An 18,829-nucleotide genomic window follows, 5' to 3' on the forward strand; every position below is an offset into this window, starting at 1 on the left:
GGCTTTTTCCGCAATACACGCTCGGCGCAAGATGCCTGCCTGTCGACTCACCTACCAGGAGGCTTTTCGCCATGCACCAGACTTGCCCTGCGGCCGTTGCCGCACCGGCCGATGCCGACCCGCTCGACGAGCGCCTGCCGCTCAGTGGCCTCTTGGCCCTGGCCATGACTGGCTTTATCGCGATTCTCAGCGAGACCCTGCCGGCCGGCCTGCTCGGGCAGATCGCGGATGGCATGCAAATCAGTCAGGCGATGGCCGGGCAGTGGGTCACCGCCTACGCCCTGGGCTCGTTGCTCACCGCCATCCCGCTGGTGACCTTGACCCAGGGGTGGTGGCGGCGGCGCACGCTGCTGCTGGCGATTGGCGGGTTTATCCTGTTCAATGCCTTGACCGCGCTGTCCCCGTCCAACGGCCTGACCCTGGTCGCCCGGTTTCTCACTGGCGCGGCGGCGGGCCTGGCCTGGGGGCTGATCGCCGGCCATGCCAGGCGCATGGTGCCGGCGGCGCGCCAAGGCAAGGCGATGGCGGTGGCCATGGTCGGTGCGCCGATTGCGCTGTCGCTGGGGGTGCCGGCGGGCACCTGGCTCGGTGAGTGGCTGGGCTGGCGCGCGACCTTTGTCGGCGTGACCCTGGCGTCGCTGGTGCTGGCGCTGTGGGTGATGCGTGCGGTGCCGGACTTTCCGGGGCAGGCCGCGGGTCAGCGTCCGGGGGCCTGGCAGGTGCTGAGCACGCCGGGTGTGGCGGTGGTATTGCTGGTGATCCTGGCATGGGTGCTGGGACACAACATTCTCTACACCTACATCGTGCCGTTGCTGGCGGCCGCGGGCATGGCGGCGGACACCGGGCTGGTGTTGCTGACCTTCGGCCTGGCGGCGGTGGCCGGGATCGCGCTGGTCGGCCTGTGGGTCGATCGTCACCTGCGCCTGCTGGTGCTGCTGAGCCTGGCGGGCTTTGCCGTGGCCACGCTGATGCTGGGTCAGGACACGCCGTCGGCCTGGACGGTGCAACTGAGTGTTGCCCTGTGGGGGCTGACCTTTGGCGGCGCGCCGACCTTGTTGCAGACGGCCTGTGCCGATGCCGCCGGGGACGGCGTGGATGTCGCCCAGTCGATGCTGGTGACCGTGTGGAACAGCGCCATTGCCCTGGGCGGCGTGGTCGGCGGCGTGTTGCTGACAGGCAGCGGCGTGTCGGCGTTTGGCAGTGTGGTACTGGTGATGATCGCCGTGGCCGGGGCACTGGCCTGGGTCGGGCGGCGCGCCGGGTTTGTCGCGGGCGGGCGGTGAGCGCAGGCGAACCGGTCGCCGCTGACACAACAAGGTACAATCGCCGCTATCACTGAACATAAGGTCAACGCGGTGGAGTTGCAGCAGGGCTTTGTCCTCACCCGGCACTGGCACGACACGCCCGAGGGTACGTGTGTGGAGTTCTGGCTGGCCACCGATCAGGGGCCGCGCCAGTTACGCCTGGCCGCCCAGAGCTCGGTGGCGTTCATTCCAGAGCGCTTCGCCGAGCATGCCCGCGCGGTCCTCAAGGGCGAGCAGGGCGTCGAACTAAAGCCGCTGCGGCTGCGTGACTTCGAGCGGCGCCCGGTGTTCGGCCTGTACTGCCGCCAGCACCGCCAGCTGATCCAGCTCGAACAGCGCCTGCGCGCCGCCGGCATCGAGGTCTACGAGGCCGACATCCGCCCGCCGGAACGCTACCTGATGGAGCGCTTCATCACCGCTCCAGTCCTGTTCAGCGGCCGCCCGGATGCCAGTGGCGTGCTCTGCGAGGCGCAACTCAAACCGCATCCCGATTATCGTCCGCCGCTGCGCCTGGTCTCGCTGGACATCGAAACCACCGAGCGCGGCGAGCTATACAGCATCGCGCTGGAAGGCTGCGGCCAGCGCCAGGTGTACATGCTCGGCCCGGCCAATGGCGACCCCAGTGCGGTGGACTTCGACCTGCAGTACTGTGCCGATCGTGCGCAGCTGCTGCGCTGCCTCAATCAGTGGATGGCCGAGCACGATCCCGATGCGATCATCGGCTGGAACCTGGTGCAGTTCGATCTACGCCTGCTGCACGAACACGCTGCTCGCCTGCAGGTACCCTTGACCCTGGGCCGTGGCGGTGCGCCGATGACCCTGCGCAGCCATGCCACAGGCAATCATGTGTTCGTCGACGCGCCCGGCCGGCTGTTGATCGATGGCATCGAAGCGCTGCGCTCGGCAACCTGGAGCTTCCCCTCGTTCAGCCTGGAAAGCGTCGCCCAGACCCTGCTCGGCGAGGGCAAGGCGATCGACACCCCATACCAGCGCATGGACGAAATCAACCGCATGTTTGCCGAGGACAAGCCGGCCCTTGCGCGTTACAACCTCAAGGACTGCGAACTGGTCACGCGGATCTTCGCCCATGCCCGGCTGCTCGAGTTCCTGCTTGAACGCTCGAGCGTCACTGGCCTGGCAGTGGATCGAAGCGGCGGCTCGGTTGCCGCGTTCTGCCACCTGTACATCCCGCACATGCACCGCATGGGCTACGTTGCGCCCAACCTGGGCAGCCAGCCTGACGAGGCCAGCCCCGGTGGCTTCGTCATGGATTCGCGTCCCGGCCTCTACGACTCGGTGCTGGTCCTGGACTACAAGAGCCTGTACCCGTCGATCATCCGCACTTTCCTGATCGACCCGGTGGGGCTGATCGAAGGCCTTGCTCAGCCGGATGACGAACATTCGGTCGAGGGCTTTCGCGGTGGGCGGTTCTCGCGCACTCAGCACTGCCTGCCGGCGATTGTCGAGCGGGTCTGGCAGGGGCGCGAGGCCGCCAAGCGGGCCGACAATGCGCCGCTGTCGCAAGCCCTGAAGATCATCATGAACGCCTTCTATGGCGTGCTCGGCTCCAGCGGTTGTCGCTTTTTCGACCCACGCCTGGCATCGTCGATCACCATGCGTGGGCACCAGATCATGCGCCAGACCCGCGCCCTGATCGAAGCCGAAGGCTTCGATGTGATCTATGGCGACACCGACTCCACCTTCGTCTGGCTCAAGAGCGCGCACGACGAAGCCGCCGCCGCGCGCATCGGCCGTACGCTGGTGGCGAAGGTCAACCAGTGGTGGCGTGAGCACCTCAAGCAGAACCTGGGCCTGGAATGTGCGCTGGAGTTGCAGTTCGAGACCCACTACCGGCGTTTTCTGATGCCAACCATCCGTGGCGCCGAGGAGGGCAGCAAGAAGCGTTATGCGGGGCTGGTACGGGGCGCCAACGGCGAGGAGCAGATGGTTTACAAGGGGCTGGAGTCGGTGCGTACCGACTGGTCGCCGCTGGCCCGGCAGTTTCAGCAGGAGCTCTATGCGCGGATCTTCCGCGGCCAGCCGTATCGCGACTACCTTCGCGACTACGTAAGGCGCACCCTGGCCGGCGAACAGGATGAGTTGCTGGTCTACCGCAAGCGCTTGCGCCGGCCGCTGGCCGACTACCAGCGCAACGTGCCGCCGCATGTGCGTGCCGCACGCCTGGCCGATGAGTACAACCTGCGCCTGGGCCGTCCTCGGCAGTACCAGAACGGTGGCTGGATCAGCTACGTCATCACCACCGCAGGCCCCGAGCCGCTGGAGAACCTGCAGTCACCGATCGATCACGATCACTACCTGAGCCGGCAACTGCAACCGGTGGCCGATGCGATTCTGCCCTTTGTCGCAGACCGAACGATCGATCTGCGCGCGCTGAATCAGATGAGTTTCGATTTCTAGCCTGGCCCGTTTTCAATCTGGGTGGGCTTGCATCGCCCTTTGATTTAGCCATCTGCCGTCGGCTGAAGCACCTGCCTGCAAGGGCACGACGATGGGCTATGCTCAGTTCGGGTGTAGGCATTTTCCGGAGATGCCGTAGGCCTGGTCTGGAATGGGGCTGGTAATCGAAAGTTACGCTTGAGCCGAGCGATGTCGTGGACAACTGGTTTAGGCTCTCGACCCGGATCTTTCTCCCTGATCTGTAGTCACTGGTTTATCGAGAGAATAAGGAGATGCTCATGCTTGTCCGGTCACTGACCCTCGCCACCTTGCTCGCTGTTGCGGGCCCCCTGTTCGCGGCCGACAGTGATGCGCCGTTGGCCAAGGAACAGGGTAAGGCAAGGCCATTGGTCATCATTGCCCCCAGCTCTGCCGACCCCACCTTGCGTGGCCTCAACGAAGCACTCAAGGACAAAGCCACCCAGGACGAGTTCAAGAAGCGCGAGCTGGTCCTCTACAGCGTCGCCAACATGATCGGCATGCGTGAAGACAAGAACCTCGAGCAGCAGACCACTATGGCGTTGATCCGCGAGCTCAAGCTTGGCGCGAGCAAAGGGACCAAGGTGATCCTGGTTGGCAAGGACGGTGAGCGTCATGTCCTCAAGGATGATGACAACGGCGAGAAGCTCGACCCGCAGGTCATCTTCAAGGCGGTCGACGAATTGCCCGCCACCGAAAAAGCCGTGTCCACCCCTGAGCCGGTCGCGGCTGCTGTAGCCGAGCCCAAGACCAAAGCCAGCAAGCCCGCCAAACCGGCCAAGCCCGCTGCACCGCCCAAGCCCCTTGAAGACTGACCTGTGTGCTATGCGGCCTCTGTGGATGTATCCGCACCAGGCCGCAGGCTGGCGATAGCTCAGCTCACCTCGCAGTATCCTCGGCAAGCCTGATCTCTGTCTCTTTGCTGGCAGGTTTCATTCTGGCGCATTCGGTCAGCGCCAATGACCCTGCTGGTGCGCAATATGCATGGGTGTCGGCGTGTGACAGTTACCGTGCGTCAAGCTGTCAGCGCCAGGCCATATCGACCTGGTTTACAATCCGCCGTTTCTCCACACTCTGCTGACAGGCTCGTCATTCCATGGCGCTCGACCCACCCACGATGTTGACCATTTCTATCGCGCTTGCCGCCGCTGCGGCCTTGTACCTGGCGATCGAATGGCGCACCGTCCGCGAATCCTCGCTGCTCTACTGGAGCGCAGGTTTCGCCACCATTACCGTCGGCTGCACGCTCGCCTTGCTGCGCGGCAATGGATACCTGTTGATTGGCATCTGGTTCGCCAATGGGCTGTTGATCACGGCGCACTGGTGTTTTTTGCTGGGTGTCGCCCGCTTTACCGAAACCCGGCTGTCGCGTGGCTGGTACCTGATCTTCGTCGTGTGGTTGGCCATGCTGTTGTTACCGGAAGGGCCGCAGTGGTCAAAGCTGATGTTTCTGGCCAATTCGTTGCTGGTCGCGCTACCGACGCTCAGGGCCAGCTTCCTGTTGCGCCCGCATGGCATGTCGTTGAGCGTGGGCGCGGTGCAGCTGCGCTTTGTGTTGCTGGCGCATGGGCTGTTCTACCTGATCAAGATGATCCCGCCGTTGGTGCCTGGCAGCTTGATCGACCTGGCGGCGTTTCGCGGCGAGATCATTCAGGTTTCGCTGGTCGAAGGGGCGATGGCGATCATGCTGATCGCCTTGTCGATGACCGGCACCGAGCGTTATCGACGCGAGCAGCAGATCGCTCGACTTGCCGCGCGCGACCCGCTGACCGCCCTCTATAACCGCCGAGCCCTTGAGGTGCGTGCGCCACGCTTGATCAACGAGGTAAGCGCGGCGCGGCCGGGGGCAGTGCTGTTGATCGACATCGACAACTTCAAGCTGGTCAATGATCTCTACGGGCATACAGCCGGTGATCGGCTGCTGGTGGCGCTCAGCGAGATGATCCGCTCGCTGCTGCCTGCCAGCGCGCTGGCGGCGCGGCTGGGTGGTGATGAGTTCGTCATCTTGCTCGGCAACGCCTCGCCGGAGCGGGTCAATCAACTAGGCAGTAGCCTGCGCGATCAGTTTCAGCTGCTGGCAGCGCAGTCTTATGCCACCCCGGCGGCGGTTACCCTGAGCATTGGTGCCAGCCTGTTTGACCGTCCGCCTGCCAGCCTGGGTGCCTTGATCGAGCAGGGAGACCTGGCGCTGTATGAATCGAAGCGGGGCGGGCGTAATCGAATCCGCCTGGATGACCGGACTTTGGCTGCCTCGGCGCCGGATTGAGGCGCTGTGTTGTCTGTACTGGGGGCTGCTTTGCAGCCCTTTCGCGACACAAGGCCGCTCCCACACCGATCGTGTATAGCTACGCTGGACTTTACGTTAGCCTGACAAGGATGGCCTCTTGAACCCACTTCACGCGCTACTGATCGGCATCCTGCTGACGTGTGCCAGCCCGGCCTGGAGCATGGACGGCAAGGGCAACTCGGTCGATCACTTCACGCTTGGCTCGAGCCTGCTCAGCGTTGGCCTCAGTGGCACCACCAGCCATCCATTGCAAGCGTTCAAGGCCGCCCGCGATGACGCGCTGGCGTTTGTCGGGTCCGCTGGCCGTTACCGCGGGGTACGCCTTGAGCAGGCGTTTCAAACCTATCGACAGGTGCATCCGTACGCCGATGTCAGCGACGAACAGCTGGCCCTGGCCATCGCCAGCCTGCAGTGAGCAGCTAGACTCAGTCCTCTGAACTGATCGCGGAGAACAGCCATGACGCCCAAGAACTGCATTTGCCTGTGGTACGAAGGTGACGCGCAAGAGGCGGCCCAGTTCTATGCCAAGACCTTCCCCGACAGCGAGGTGAAGGCCGTACACCTGGCACCAGGCGATTACCCCTCAGGCAAGGCCGGCGATGTAATCACGGTCGAGTTCACGGTGATGGGCATCCCCTGCATTGGCCTCAATGGCGGGCCGGTGTTCAAGCATAACGAGGCGTTCTCGTTTCAGGTCGCCACCGACGACCAGGCAGAAACCGACCGCTTGTGGCAGGCGATCGTCGCCAATGGCGGCGAGGAGAGCGTTTGTGGCTGGTGCAAGGACAAGTGGGGCATCTCGTGGCAGATCACGCCACGGATCCTCACCCAGGCCATCGTCAATCCGGATCGGGCCGCGGCCAAACGGGCGTTCGCGGCAATGATGCAGATGGGCAAGATCGACATTGCCGGGATCGAGGCGGCATTGAAGGCCGAATAAGCCTCCAACCGTGGCCTCAATCGGCGACCCGAGCAATGCGCTCACTGGCGATCAGACCGCTGCCAGCCAGCCGACGCAGTTGCTCCACAATGTCTGCACGCTGCGCCTTCGGTGTAACCGGGTCGACCACCTGATACTGGCGCTCGCACCACTGCTCCAGTTGCGCCAGCCAATAGCGCTGCGCGACCGGCTCTGCCTGCAGCCGGTACAACAGGTAAGACACTTGCTGCCATGCCGGACGCACATGCATCAGCGCCTCCCGACGCGCTGTCGGCAGTGCGTGCCAGGCCTTGTCCAACAGGGTATCCAGCCCACTTTTCACTGACGCCCAAGGTTGCTCGTGCAAGTGCGCGACAGCAGCAAGAAACACACGGTCTGCAGGGTCGTCGAGCGCGACGAGCGACTCGGCCACATGCTCATCGCGCAGCAAGTGCACGGCCGCCTGACGCACCGTCGAGTAAGGTGCTCGCAGGGCTGTCATGTGCCACGCTTGGGGCAATTGAACCTCGAGATCGCTGGCCAGGCCAAGCACACCAAGCCACTCGCGCTTGCCGGCAGGCAGGCCCTCGGTCAGCCGTGCAGCAAGCACCGCCAGCGCATCGACGCCACTGCGGGCTGCGCTCCAGCGTGCCAGGCTGCGGATTGCCGGCGATGCATCCAGCAACGCCTGGCGCAACACCGGACGTGAATCATCGAGCAAAGGCAGCAGCGCCCGCAGTACGTTGACCCGGACCTTGGCGCCGGGGCGGGTCAGTGCTTCGCTCAGCAAGGCACGGGCAGTTTCGCCGGGCAGTGCCTGGCAGGCCGCCACGGCCATCAAGCGTACGGTCAGTTCGCGGTGGGCGAGGGCACTGCGCAACAACGCTTGGGGTGCACCGTTATGTTCGAGCAGCAGCGCAAACAGGTAACGCGCGGTCTTGCCCTGGCTGGCTAGAAAACGTTGATGGACCCCCTCGCGGATGCCAGGCGATTGCAACACTGCCCGCACGGCCTGCAGCGTCTGGCTGTGATCGGCTCGGTGACGCCCAGCCAATGCCATGAGCGACTCGAGCGCATACAACAAGGCGGGTGCCTGCGAGGGTTGCAAGTAATGGGCGAGACCTGCTGCCGCAACCTCGCGCACCTCTGGCGCCCAGTCATTGAGCCGTTCGAGCAAGGCGACCAATGCTTCGGGTGAGGGCTGGTTGCGCAGTTCACGCACGGCGATTTCCCGGACAAAACCGTCGTGGTGGTTGCTGAGCGCTACCCAGCTCTCGTCCTGGGTGAGACTGGCGAGCGTCTCCAAGGCTGTGTTGCGCCGTCGGTCTGCCCAACTGAGTGCGGGCTTCTGCTGGTGTCGATCGAGCCAGTCCTTGATTGAGGTCACATTGCGGTCCTGTTGGCAAAGGGGCAGGGAAATTTCGTCGGTGAACGTCAGTGACGGCGCAGACCGGGTATTGGCACAGACTTGAGCCGCTTTGCTGTGCTCCTGCCTGTGCGGTGAAATAGTCGGTTGTATTCGAACTAAAAGCTGACCTTATAGTCAGCTTAACCAGTTGCCCTGTTTAATCACGAGGATTGCACCATGCATCTGTACACCCTGGGATACTTGTTCAACGGCGAGCCCCGCACCCATCAGTTCGAATTGAAACAGCCCGAACTCCCCCTTCACGAGGCTGCGATGCACGTGTTGGTATTGCATTTCGGCGATGGTGAAAACAGTCTGGTAATGCCTAGCGCAGATGCCACGCCGGAGCAAATACTGGAACAGGCTGAACGCATGGGGCTGACGCAGATAGAGGTTCTCGAGCAGTCCCAGTGAGGCTGATGCCTTGGCGCAAGAACAGCGTCATCCCTGTCAAGGGTGCTCTATCACCATCACCGCAGTGGTGTCTCGCTCAAGCGCCTCGAACACATGCGGCACCGTGGCCAGGTAGCTGATGTAATCGCCGGCGCCGAGCAACACCGGTGCTTCAGCCGGACCAATCCTGGCGCTGCCAGTGCACAGCAGCACATGCTCGACTGTGCCGGGCAGGTGCGCCTGAGAGAGGCGCACCTCGCCGGGCTGCACCTTGAGCCGATAGAGGTCACGACGCATGCCGGCCGGGCAATCGGCAAGCAGGGTCGCCGCATAATTGGCCGCCTCGGTGTAAGCCGTCAGGCCTTCGTCGGCGCGAATCACCCGCAACTGCTGAGGCGCTTGTTCGAAGAACCGCGTCACCTGCAGCCCCATTGCCATGGCCAGCGCCCACAGCGTCTCGATACTCGGGTTGCCGATGCCCGATTCAAGCTGAGACAGGGTCGACTTCGCCACTGACGCGCGCTTGGCCAACTCTGTCAGAGACAGCCCTGCAAGTTGCCGTTCTCTCTTTATCGCCAGGGCCAACAGGTCGATTCGGCTCGGATTCAAGCTGGATTGATCGTTCTTTATATCGGTCATTTGTTCGCTAAATCACTCGTTAAGGCGTTGACGATTCACTATGCTGCGTTCAGTATGGCGGTCTTTCGTTCATTATAGAGTTCGCTTTGTCCGTGTACAGCCCGACATGAAGCGTAAGCAAGGAAGCAATGCATGATGAGTACGCAAGCCCGCGGGACCGTTGAAATGGTCACCGCCATGATGATTTCCGGCACTGTCGGCTGGTTCGTCATCATGTCTGGCCAATCACCCGAGGCCGTGGTGTTCTGGCGCTGCCTGTTCGGCGCGTTGGCGATGCTGGTGGCATGCCTGTTACTGGGCGTGCTGCGCAATACGCGGCTCAATGCTGGGCAATGGTTGCTGATGGGCCTGGGCGGGCTGGCGCTGATGCTCAACTGGCTGCTGCTGTTCAGTGCCTACCAGCATGCCTCCATCGCCATCGCCACGGTGGTCTACCACGTGCAGCCGTTCATGCTGGTCGGGCTCGGGGTACTGCTGTTTGCCGAGCGACTGAGCGCAGCCAAGATCGGCTGGCTGCTGCTGGCCTTCGCCGGCCTGGTGCTGATCGTGTCGGCCAAGGGCAGTGAGCAAATGCCCGGCACCGATTATCTGCTGGGCGTATGCCTGGCGCTGGCCTCGGCATTGTTCTACGCGCTGGCGGCGATTATCACCAAGCGGCTCAAGGCGGTACCCGCGCACCTGATCGTGCTGGTGCAAATGCTGGTCGGGGTAATGGTCCTGGCACCGTTCATGGACTTCACCGTGGATGCACCAGCTGAGACGGCCTGGGGTTATCTGGTAATCATCGGCGTGGTGCACACCGGCCTGATGTCGACCCTGCTCTACAGCGCCATCCAGAAGATTCCCACGGTACTGGTGGGCGCGTTGTCCTTCATCTATCCGATCGTCGCGATCCTGGTTGACTGGCTGGCCTTTGCGCATCCGCTTGGCGTGCTCCAGGTGGGCGGAACTGCGGCCATCCTGCTCGCGGCTGCGGGGATGAATTTTGATTGGTCGCTAGGTCGGGCCACGCCTCACACAAGGCGTAGTTGAGCCGCCACAGCGTTTCAGTGAGAAATTAAACAGTTCGAACATTCCGGCATATGGATATGCTCATTGGTTCTTTGATCGAAGCGGTTTTTTCCTCTCAACTAGCGCTTTTTTGCGTGAGCGAGAGTTGCTGGTGGAACGATGTGAAGCACTGGTCCTCGGGCTTGGCGCCATGGGCGCCGCGACGGTCTATCAATTGGCAAAGGCCGGGGTGAAAGTGGTCGGGATCGACCGCCATCACCCGCCGCATACATTTGGCTCAAGCCATGGCGATACCCGGATTACCCGGTTGTCGGTAGGCGAGGGCGCGCAGTACGTGCCGAGCGTGGGCCGGGCCCAGCGCCTCTGGCGTGAGTTGGAGGCGTTGTCGGGCGAATCGCTGTTCGAACAATCCGGCCTGCTGGTGCTGACTTCAAGCCCGGACTTCGACCCCCACGACCAGACCGACTTCACCCTGCGCACCATTGGCTTGGCGCAAACCTATGGCATTGACCACGAAGTCCTCGATGCCACGCAGATTCGTCAACGCTTCCCCCAGTTCAGGCACGTGCTCGACAGCGCTATCGGTTACTTCGAACCCGGTGGTGGTTTTGTCCGTCCCGAGCGTTGCATCGATGTGCAGCTGCGCCTGGCCGAACAGCACGGCGCGACGCTGTATAAAGGTGAGACGGTGACCGGAATCAGTTCGGACGAGCAGGGCGTAACGGTCATCACCGACCAGCGCACGCTGCGTGCCGATAAACTGGTGATTGGCGCCGGCAACTGGGCGGGCGGCCTGCTTGGCGAACCGTTCGAAGGGTTGCTCAAGGTCTATCGGCAACGGCTGTTCTGGTTCGAGCTTGAGCCTGAAACCGATCTGGTCGGTGCTTCGCCGACGTTCATCCTCACCCACGGCCGCGGTGACGACAAGATCAACTATGGCTTCCCCGCGTTGGCGGGCGAGGGCAGCATGAAGATCGCCACTGCGCAGTACCATACCGCCGCGGATCCCGACACCCTGGAACGTACGGTTTCAGTGGCGGAAGAACAGGACATGTACCAGCAGCAGGTGCACGGACGGATCGCCGGGGTTAGCGCCAAAGTGATCAAGTCGGCCGTCTGCGCCTACACCGTTACCCCGGATCGGCACTTCATCATCGACACGCATCCAGCGTTGCAGCACACCTTGGTGGTGTCGGCGTGTTCCGGTCATGGCTTCAAGCATTCCGCAGCCTTGGGCGAAGCATTTGCACAGTGGTGCATGCGTGGCTCGAGCGACCTTGATCTGTCGTCTTTCTCCCTGAAACGCTTCGAAGGTAAATGATCGTGAAACGTGTAGTGCTCTCTGTTGCCTTGCTGGTCGCCGCCATGGGTTCTGCCTGTGCCGAAACCTTGAAAATTGCCGTGGTGCCAGTGCCCCATGCGGAGATTCTCGAGTTCCTCAAACCGGAGCTGGCCAAGCAAGGGGTGACCCTCGACGTCAAGGTCTTCACTGACTACATCCAGCCCGACCGCCAGGTCGATGAAGGCCGCCTGGACGCCAATTACTTTCAGAGCAAGCCTTATTACGATGCCTACAAGAAGGACCGTCCGAGCAGCGACCAGGTGCCGGTAGTCGCGGTGCATGTCGAACCGTTTGGTGCCTACTCGAAGAAGATCAAGTCGATCGCTGACTTGGAAGAAGGCGCGACCATCGCCATTCCCAATGATCCGGCCAACTCCGGGCGTGCGCTGTTGCTGATCGCCAAGCAGGGCCTGATTACCCTGAAGGACCCGAGCAACATCATGGCAACCGCTGCCGATATCACCAGCAACCCCAAGCACCTCAAGTTCAAGGAGCTGGAGGCGGCCATGCTGCCGCGCGTACTGAACCAGGTCGACATCGCCATGATCAACGCCAACTATGCGCTTGAAGCCAAGCTGGTGCCGCACAAGGACGCGTTGTTCATCGAAAGCGCCGAGTCGCCGTATGCCAACTACCTGTATGTACGCCGCGACAAGGTCAATGACCCGGCGGTGCAAAAACTGGCTGCGTTGCTTAATTCAGCGCAGGTGAAGCAGTTCATTCTCGAGCGCTATCACGGGGATGTGGTGCCGGCCTTCTGAGCCGTGCTGATACGGCTTGAAATGCTTGCGGCCGCGTTGCGGCTCTCGCGACGACAGGCCGGGAAGCGTTACTGCGCTTGGGCAGAATTCCCGGCTGCTGCTGGTTGATTAGCGGCCAACCCGGCCAACGCCTGGCGCAAGCTCGCCAGGTCGCTGAAGCGCCGCTCGCGGGCGACCCTGCCGTCTTTCAGCTCCAGCCACTGAACACTGTCGCGGTCGCCGGCGTAGCGTTCGGCGACCTGGCCGTCCCGGTCCAGCAGGATGCGATAGTGCGCCGAACGCATACTCGGCACCAGCATGGACTGGACCAGGCTCGGCAGCTTCTCGATGTCTGCCACGAAGACCACACCGCGGGCCTCCAGATAGCCTGCTTGAGTGTGTTCGACAGCGCTGTTGACCAAGCGCGCACTGGACATGCTACGGGCAATCATCAGCACGCGGGTGTGCGGATCAAGGGTGTAGGCCGTGTCGAACTGGTCGTTGAGCGTCCAGGTGGTGGGCGTCGGCAGTGGGTCCTGAGCCTGAAGATGAGTGCAGGTCAGGGCAAGGAGCAGCAACAGGAAAGTACGCATCGACAATGCTCGCAGGTGACGTGTCCTTTACCCTAGTAGGCCTCCAGCGCGTCAGCCAGTCCCGGCGCTCAGCCGAGAATGCGCCGCTACCCTGAGTGTGCGGCGAAGCAGAAAATACTTGAACCAACCGTTCAATGGCAGAATCTCCTCAACTTGAACCCTTTCGGAGATCACCATGCTCGGCAGTTTCGAACGCAGGCTCGACCCTTTCCCACCTGACGAGGCACCGCCGCCGCCTGTCGGCCTTGCGCGGTTCCTCTGGGCCTGCACGCGTGGGGCACGTGGCTACATCCTTGCGCTGGCACTGCTCAGTGCAGCGGTGTCGATCTACGAGGCCTGGTTGTTTTCCTTCCTTGGTCAGGTCGTTGATCTGCTCTCGGCCTGGCAGGCCGGCGGCGACATCAACGGCCAGGAAAGTCGCGTGTTGTGGGGTATCGGCATCGTGCTGCTGGTCAGTATCGGGCTGGTGGCGCTGCGCACCATGGTGCAGCACCAGGTATTGGCGATCAATCTGCCACTGCGGCTGCGCTGGGACTTCCATCGCCTGATGTTGCGCCAAAGCCTGTCGTTCTTTTCCGACGAGTTCTCCGGCCGGGTCACCACCAAAGTGATGCAGACTGCACTGGCCGTGCGCGAAGTGCTGTTCACGCTGATCGAGATCGCCCCCGGGATTGGCGTGTACTTCATCGCGATCATCGCCTTGGCCGGTGGTTTCGCCCTGAAACTGATGCTGCCGTTCCTGGCATGGCTCACGCTGTTCGGGCTGGCCATGCTGTACTTCGTGCCACGCTTGGGCAAAGTTGGCCAGGAGCAGGCCAACGCACGCTCGTCGATGACCGGGCGTATCTCGGACGCCTATACCAACATCACTACCGTGAAACTGTTTTCCCACTCCAAGCGTGAAGCGCACTTCGCCCGCGCTGCAATGGAAGATTTCAAGCAGACTGGTTTTCGCCAGATGCGTCTGGTCAGCCAGTTCGAAATCGTCAACCAGACGCTGGTGGTCGCGCTGATCATGGGCGCAGGCGGCTATGCCCTGTGGCTCTGGCACCAGGGCGAAGTCGGCACGGGTGCCGTGGCGGCGATCACCGCGATGGCCCTGCGGATCAACGGCATGTCGCACTGGATCATGTGGCAAATGACCTCGCTGTTCGAAAACATCGGTACCGTGCAGGACGGCATGGCCACCCTGACCCGCGGGCCCAAAGTGCAGGATGCGCCGAATGCAGGCGTGCTGGAGACCGCCGGCGGTGCGGTGAGTTTCTCCAACGTGAGCTTCAACTACAACGGTGAGCGGCAGGTGCTCGACGGTCTCAGCCTGGATATCCGTCCGGGTGAAAAGATCGGCCTGGTGGGCCGCTCCGGTGCCGGTAAATCCACCCTGATCAACCTGCTGCTGCGTTTTTACGATGTCGATGGCGGTGAAATCCGTATCGATGGGCAGAACATCGCCCAGGTAACCCAAGACAGCTTGCGCAGTGCCATCGGCATGGTCACCCAGGACACCTCGCTGCTGCACCGCTCCATTCGCGACAACATTGCCTACGGCCGCCCGGATGCGACCGACGCGCAGATCCGCACGGCTGCGGCCAACGCCCAGGCCGACGGTTTCATCAGCCAGCTCAGCGACCGTCAAGGGCGTAGTGGTTATGACACCCTGGTGGGGGAGCGCGGTATCAAGCTCTCGGGAGGCCAGCGGCAACGTATTGCCATCGCCCGGGTAATGCTCAAGAACGCCCCGATCCTACTCCTGGACGAGGCCACCAGCGCCCTGGACTCGGAAGTGGAAGTTGCCATCCAGGAAAGCCTCGATGAAATGATGCAGGGCAAGACTGTCATTGCCATCGCCCATCGGCTGTCTACCATCGCGGCCATGGATCGGCTGATCGTGATGGATGACGGGCGCATCATCGAGCAGGGTACCCACGCCGAGCTGCTCGAGAAGAACGGCACGTACGCGCGTTTGTGGCAGCACCAGAGCGGCGGTTTCCTGGGTGAAGATCAAGGTGTCGTCGAAGCGATGGACTAGCAGCGACCAGGCGGTAAGGGCCGCGCGGCGGCCCCAGCATGTACTTCAGTTCATCCGTGAGGCTATGTTCGCTACCTTCTTCTCTTCGGATCGCAAAACGCCGCCTCCGGTTACCAGGCGGGCCAAGCCGGCCAATTCAGCTACCGCTGCCTGACCGGTCACCGGTATCCGCGCCGCTATCGTTACCATGTTCACCGCCGCGAGTGCTGTCGCCGTTGCCGCTGTCTTGAGTCGTTCCATCGCCACCGGTGCTGTCGGTATCGTTGCTTTCAGTACCGCTACCACTGCCCATGGCATCACCGGGTGTTCCGGATCCGCTTGGTGCGCCCCCATTGACGCTGCCGTCACTGCTGTCTGCACCTGGCGTGCCGGGTGAGCCCACGCTGTTGTCGTGGATGTCACTGGCAGCGAAGGCCAGTGGCGCGCTCATGCCCAGGCACAGGGCAAGCAGTACCGAATAGGGACGAAGCCGTTTCATGATGTAGCTCCTGCTTGGATGATTACACCCATTGGGCTGTGCGCTCGGCATAAAGGTGCCCAGGTGCAGACAGGCGGTGCGCACTGTTCGAGCAAAGTGGACTCGTGTTGGTGATCTACTTCAACGTGAGTTTATGGGGGCGTCTGGTGTCGATCAGGCTGAATACACCATGTTTTTCATGATGTATCGCAAAATTGCCCACCTTGATTTTGTCGGCCAACCACTTCAGACACTCACCACTTAATTGGCTGGCCATCCCACGCCCAGAACGTGCCACTCTCCGCTGGCCCATGGCAGGCCACCTGTTCGAGGATGCACTGCGCAGCAAATCCCGGGCTGAACAGCTGCTCGGCGGGCACGTTGGCCTGAAAGGGCTGTGACAGCCTGGTGTCGGTAGTGCCGGGGTGCAGTAACAGCACTGTCGACGCTGGGTTGAGACGCTTCAGTTCGATACTTGCCGTGTGCAGCAGTTGATTGAGTGCCGCCTTGCTCGCCCGGTAGCTGTACCAGCCCCCCAGGTGGTTGTCGCCAATCGAACCGACCCTTGCCGACAGAGCAGCAAAGGTTGCCGGTTGCCTGCGTAGCAGTGGCAACAGGTGCTTGAGCAACAGCACTGGGGCGAAGCTGTTGAGGGTGAAGCTGGCCTGCAAGCCAGCGAGGTCCAGCTGCGCCAGGCTCTTTTCCGCCCGCGCCCCTTCATGTTGGAGAATGCCCAGGGTGCTGATCACCAGGTGCAGGTGGTCGCAACGGGCACTGATCGTGTGCGTCAGCGCCGCAAGCGATTGCTCATCGCGTGCGTCGCAATCGATCCGCAGCAGGCGTTGGCCCTGTTGCTCGGCCAGTACCGCAAGCTGGCTGCTGCGGGTTGCCTGGCGCGATACCGCGCAGACCTGTTGCACGTCATCGCGAGCGAGCAAGGCTGTACACAGTGCCAGCCCAATCCCCTGACTTGCACCGCATATCAGCACGTTGGCGTTGGTGGGCAGATTGGGAAGCAAGCGCATAGGGCACCGTGCAATGTGAAGTAAACCTGTGACCGGCGGATGCGGGCAAATGTTCAGACGGGCTGTAGTTAGGTCAAAAGGCGATACCGACCTTAACGCCATACTCGTTGCGCGTTTGTTTGTCGAAATCGCTAACCGCATATTGCCCATCCAAGTCATAGATGAAGCGGTTGTAGTACAGCGAGGCCGCTACAGGAATGGTGCCGTGCCGATTAAAGAGGACGCTAAGTTCGGCAAAAGGATTGGTGGTGTCTAGCAAGTCCATATTTTCATTATAAATGTTCTCGATGTCGAGTTTGGAGTCGCCTTGCAGTGCTCTTCGGATGCCCGCCTCGAAGCGTACAGTGGTGTTGCTAAAGTAGTGATTATAACCTGCCGCAACTTTAACGAAGGGGGTGCGGCTAGTAAGTTCAATGTCATACTTGCTGGAGTGCGGTTGTAAACGATTCCACTTATAGCCCCCGCCCAGCAACAGGTCGATTGAATTACTCTCGTTCAGTGCAACCCTCCAGCCCATGTCGAGATCGGCTTGGGCGTCCTTCACCCGCTGGCCCTGACGTTCAGAGTATTGACCGCTGATTTCTGCTTGATAAACAAAGCCTTGCCGAGCTGTCATCTTGTTGCCGAAGTTCAAGAATAGACCGCCTTCGGGCATATACTCTTTACTTGTGCTGCGCTGTCCGGTGAATTCCATAACGCTATAGCTGCCCAATAAACCCACTGAAACTACAGGTTTTTCAGGCGGAGCGGCATTGGATATCGCGGGTAAGCTTGCGCCGAAGAAGAGGGTGGCTAACGCAGTAAGATTGGTTCTTTTCATAAGAACTCCATCAGTACGCTATGGGTCTTGAATAGACCGGACATCCTCAACGATAGACGCTTTTTTTGCCGTGTACGGCTTTTTGACATCACCTTTATTTGGCGGGATTTCTACGTCAATTTTCTGGCATTGCAGGGTTGGTGAAGGGTGCGATTACTATGAAGTTAATGATGAGTTGCGCTAATGCTTATTTGCTTTTAATTGTCTGATGGGTAAGTTTCAGAATTAGGGGTAAGTGGCTGAGCGTGCTCAGATAACAGGATGTTGACGTGTGATTGGGTTGATGATCATTTGCGTTTGGCTTGGCAGGTTTTATGAGCGTTTTAAACAATGAGTTAGCGTCTTTTTTCTGTAGAAGCGAGCTTGCCCCGCGAGGAGTCAGCCCAGCCACCGTGGTGTATGGCACCGGCTTTGCCGGTTTCGCGGGACAAGTCGGATCGCCGCACCGCCGCTCCTACAGGGATCCGCTAAATCAATGAGTTAGCGTTTTTTCTGTAGGAGCGGACTCCGCTAAACAATGAGTTAGCGATGATCAAGCCCGCGCCAACGGTTCAGCCAACCCCCGTACACCCGGGTTCAACGCAAATACCCCCCCAGCCAACGGCTGATCACTCAGATCGATACCCTGCGGCCGAATCGAAGTCACAAACAAGGTATCCAGACCAGGCCCGCCAAACGCGCACATGGTCGGCTTTTTCACCGGCAACTCCAGCGTACGGTCCAGGCGACCCTCAGGGGTAAAGCGCAACACCAGCCCGGCATCGATCGCGCAGATCCAGTAGCAGCCTTCGGCATCCACGGTGGCGCCATCGGGGCGGCCGGGGTGCTGGTTCATGTCAACGAACACCCTGCGGTTATGCGGCGTGCCGCTGTCGATGTCGTAGTCAAAGGCCCAGATCAGCTGCACGCTGGGGTGCGAGTCAGACAGGTACAAGGTCTTGCCATCGGGGCTGAAGGCCATGCCGTTGGGTACGGTCAGGCCTTGCAGTTGCGCGTGCAACGGCTGCGGCGCGCCAGCTGCCTGCGGGTCGTAGCGGTACAGCGCACCGACCGGATCTGCGCCCATGTTGGTTTGCATCGTGCCCGCCCAGAAGCGTCCTTGACGGTCACAGCGGCCGTCGTTGAAGCGCATCTTGTCGCGGGCATGTTCGACGCTGGCGCATTTTTCTGCGTGCAGGCGGCCGTCGGCCTGTGGCGTGAGGCGGAATATGCCGCTCTCTTGCGCGCCCAGCCAATGGCCCTGCGGGCTACGCACGATACAGGCGAGCATTTCGTCGGCTTGCCAGGCGCTGGTCTGGCCGTCGAGCTGCCAGCGATGCAGGCGTCCGGCGGGGATGTCCACCCAGTACAGGGCATTTTCGTCAGGCTGCCAGACCGGGCTTTCGCCGGTGGCGTTGCGTGCGTCGATGATCAATTCGGCAGTCAT

At 61.5% G+C, this 18,829-nt stretch carries 18 protein-coding genes; 11 read left to right on the forward strand and 7 right to left on the reverse strand.

The genetic code is table 11. The annotated features are described in order from the left end of the window. Positions 1-71 precede the first annotated feature (71 nt). The 6 genes from J3B00_RS12365 (at position 72) to J3B00_RS12390 (ending at position 6,967) form a co-directional block, all read left to right on the forward strand. A complete protein-coding gene (locus tag J3B00_RS12365; RefSeq protein WP_209867776.1) occupies positions 72-1,283 on the forward strand; it encodes an MFS transporter in 1,212 nt (403 codons plus the stop codon). Between the two features lie 72 nt (positions 1,284-1,355). Beyond that, positions 1,356-3,722: a DNA polymerase II gene (locus J3B00_RS12370; RefSeq protein WP_209867777.1), complete on the forward strand. Its 2,367-nt coding sequence runs from the start codon at positions 1,356-1,358 to the stop codon at positions 3,720-3,722. A gap of 278 nt (positions 3,723-4,000) precedes the next feature. Beyond that, the gene (locus J3B00_RS12375; protein WP_209867778.1) at positions 4,001-4,555 is read left to right on the forward strand and encodes a DUF4174 domain-containing protein; all 555 of its coding nucleotides are present in this window, start codon (positions 4,001-4,003) and stop codon (positions 4,553-4,555) included. A gap of 281 nt (positions 4,556-4,836) precedes the next feature. Continuing rightward, positions 4,837-6,006, forward strand: coding sequence for a GGDEF domain-containing protein (locus tag J3B00_RS12380; protein ID WP_209867779.1), 1,170 nt, complete (start codon positions 4,837-4,839; stop codon positions 6,004-6,006). Between the two features lie 118 nt (positions 6,007-6,124). After that, on the forward strand, positions 6,125-6,442 hold the full coding sequence (locus J3B00_RS12385) for a DUF2388 domain-containing protein (protein ID WP_245362540.1): 318 nt from the start codon (positions 6,125-6,127) through the stop codon (positions 6,440-6,442). A gap of 42 nt (positions 6,443-6,484) precedes the next feature. Further along, positions 6,485-6,967: a VOC family protein gene (locus J3B00_RS12390; protein WP_209867780.1), complete on the forward strand. Its 483-nt coding sequence runs from the start codon at positions 6,485-6,487 to the stop codon at positions 6,965-6,967. A 16-nt stretch (positions 6,968-6,983) separates the two neighbouring features. On the opposite strand, the gene J3B00_RS12395 is transcribed toward J3B00_RS12390, so the two are convergent. After that, on the reverse strand, positions 6,984-8,333 hold the full coding sequence (locus J3B00_RS12395) for a PBS lyase (RefSeq protein ID WP_209867781.1): 1,350 nt from the start codon (positions 8,331-8,333) through the stop codon (positions 6,984-6,986). 198 nt (positions 8,334-8,531) lie between these two features. On the opposite strand from J3B00_RS12395, the gene J3B00_RS12400 reads away from it, so the two are divergent. After that, positions 8,532-8,768: a hypothetical protein gene (locus J3B00_RS12400; RefSeq protein WP_209867782.1), complete on the forward strand. Its 237-nt coding sequence runs from the start codon at positions 8,532-8,534 to the stop codon at positions 8,766-8,768. Positions 8,769-8,804: 36 nt separating this feature from the next. Here the strand turns inward: J3B00_RS12400 and J3B00_RS12405 are convergent, their stop codons facing one another. Continuing rightward, on the reverse strand, positions 8,805-9,386 hold the full coding sequence (locus tag J3B00_RS12405) for an XRE family transcriptional regulator (protein WP_209867783.1): 582 nt from the start codon (positions 9,384-9,386) through the stop codon (positions 8,805-8,807). Between the two features lie 135 nt (positions 9,387-9,521). On the opposite strand from J3B00_RS12405, the gene J3B00_RS12410 reads away from it, so the two are divergent. From J3B00_RS12410 to J3B00_RS12420, 3 genes are all read left to right on the forward strand, one after another. Further along, positions 9,522-10,418, forward strand: coding sequence for a DMT family transporter (locus J3B00_RS12410; protein ID WP_209874819.1), 897 nt, complete (start codon positions 9,522-9,524; stop codon positions 10,416-10,418). Between the two features lie 130 nt (positions 10,419-10,548). Continuing rightward, a complete protein-coding gene (gene solA, locus J3B00_RS12415; protein ID WP_209867784.1) occupies positions 10,549-11,718 on the forward strand; it encodes an N-methyl-L-tryptophan oxidase in 1,170 nt (389 codons plus the stop codon). A gap of 44 nt (positions 11,719-11,762) precedes the next feature. Next, positions 11,763-12,500, forward strand: coding sequence for a MetQ/NlpA family ABC transporter substrate-binding protein (locus J3B00_RS12420; RefSeq protein WP_245362787.1), 738 nt, complete (start codon positions 11,763-11,765; stop codon positions 12,498-12,500). A gap of 68 nt (positions 12,501-12,568) precedes the next feature. Here the strand turns inward: J3B00_RS12420 and J3B00_RS12425 are convergent, their stop codons facing one another. Continuing rightward, on the reverse strand, positions 12,569-13,072 hold the full coding sequence (locus tag J3B00_RS12425) for a hypothetical protein (protein WP_209867786.1): 504 nt from the start codon (positions 13,070-13,072) through the stop codon (positions 12,569-12,571). A 175-nt stretch (positions 13,073-13,247) separates the two neighbouring features. On the opposite strand from J3B00_RS12425, the gene J3B00_RS12430 reads away from it, so the two are divergent. Beyond that, positions 13,248-15,101, forward strand: a complete 1,854-nt coding sequence (locus J3B00_RS12430) for an ABC transporter ATP-binding protein (RefSeq protein WP_209867787.1) — start codon at positions 13,248-13,250, stop codon at positions 15,099-15,101. Positions 15,102-15,237: 136 nt separating this feature from the next. On the opposite strand, the gene J3B00_RS12435 is transcribed toward J3B00_RS12430, so the two are convergent. The 4 genes from J3B00_RS12435 to J3B00_RS12450 all read right to left on the reverse strand — a co-directional run bounded on the left by J3B00_RS12435 (position 15,238) and on the right by J3B00_RS12450 (position 18,829). After that, the gene (locus J3B00_RS12435) at positions 15,238-15,579 is read right to left on the reverse strand and encodes a hypothetical protein (RefSeq protein ID WP_245362541.1); all 342 of its coding nucleotides are present in this window, start codon (positions 15,577-15,579) and stop codon (positions 15,238-15,240) included. Between the two features lie 233 nt (positions 15,580-15,812). Further along, positions 15,813-16,583 carry an SDR family NAD(P)-dependent oxidoreductase gene (locus tag J3B00_RS12440; protein ID WP_209867789.1) on the reverse strand — a complete coding sequence of 257 codons (771 nt, stop codon included), beginning with the start codon at positions 16,581-16,583 and terminating at the stop codon, positions 15,813-15,815. Positions 16,584-16,656: 73 nt separating this feature from the next. Next, the gene (locus J3B00_RS12445; protein WP_209867790.1) at positions 16,657-17,403 is read right to left on the reverse strand and encodes a hypothetical protein; all 747 of its coding nucleotides are present in this window, start codon (positions 17,401-17,403) and stop codon (positions 16,657-16,659) included. 532 nt (positions 17,404-17,935) lie between these two features. Next, complete coding sequence (locus tag J3B00_RS12450) at positions 17,936-18,829, reverse strand: SMP-30/gluconolactonase/LRE family protein (RefSeq protein WP_209867791.1); 894 nt, start codon at positions 18,827-18,829, stop codon at positions 17,936-17,938.

The sequence above is a fragment of the Pseudomonas sp. BP8 genome, from assembly GCF_017875955.1.
In the GTDB taxonomy this organism is placed as follows: Bacteria; Pseudomonadota; Gammaproteobacteria; order Pseudomonadales; family Pseudomonadaceae; genus Aquipseudomonas.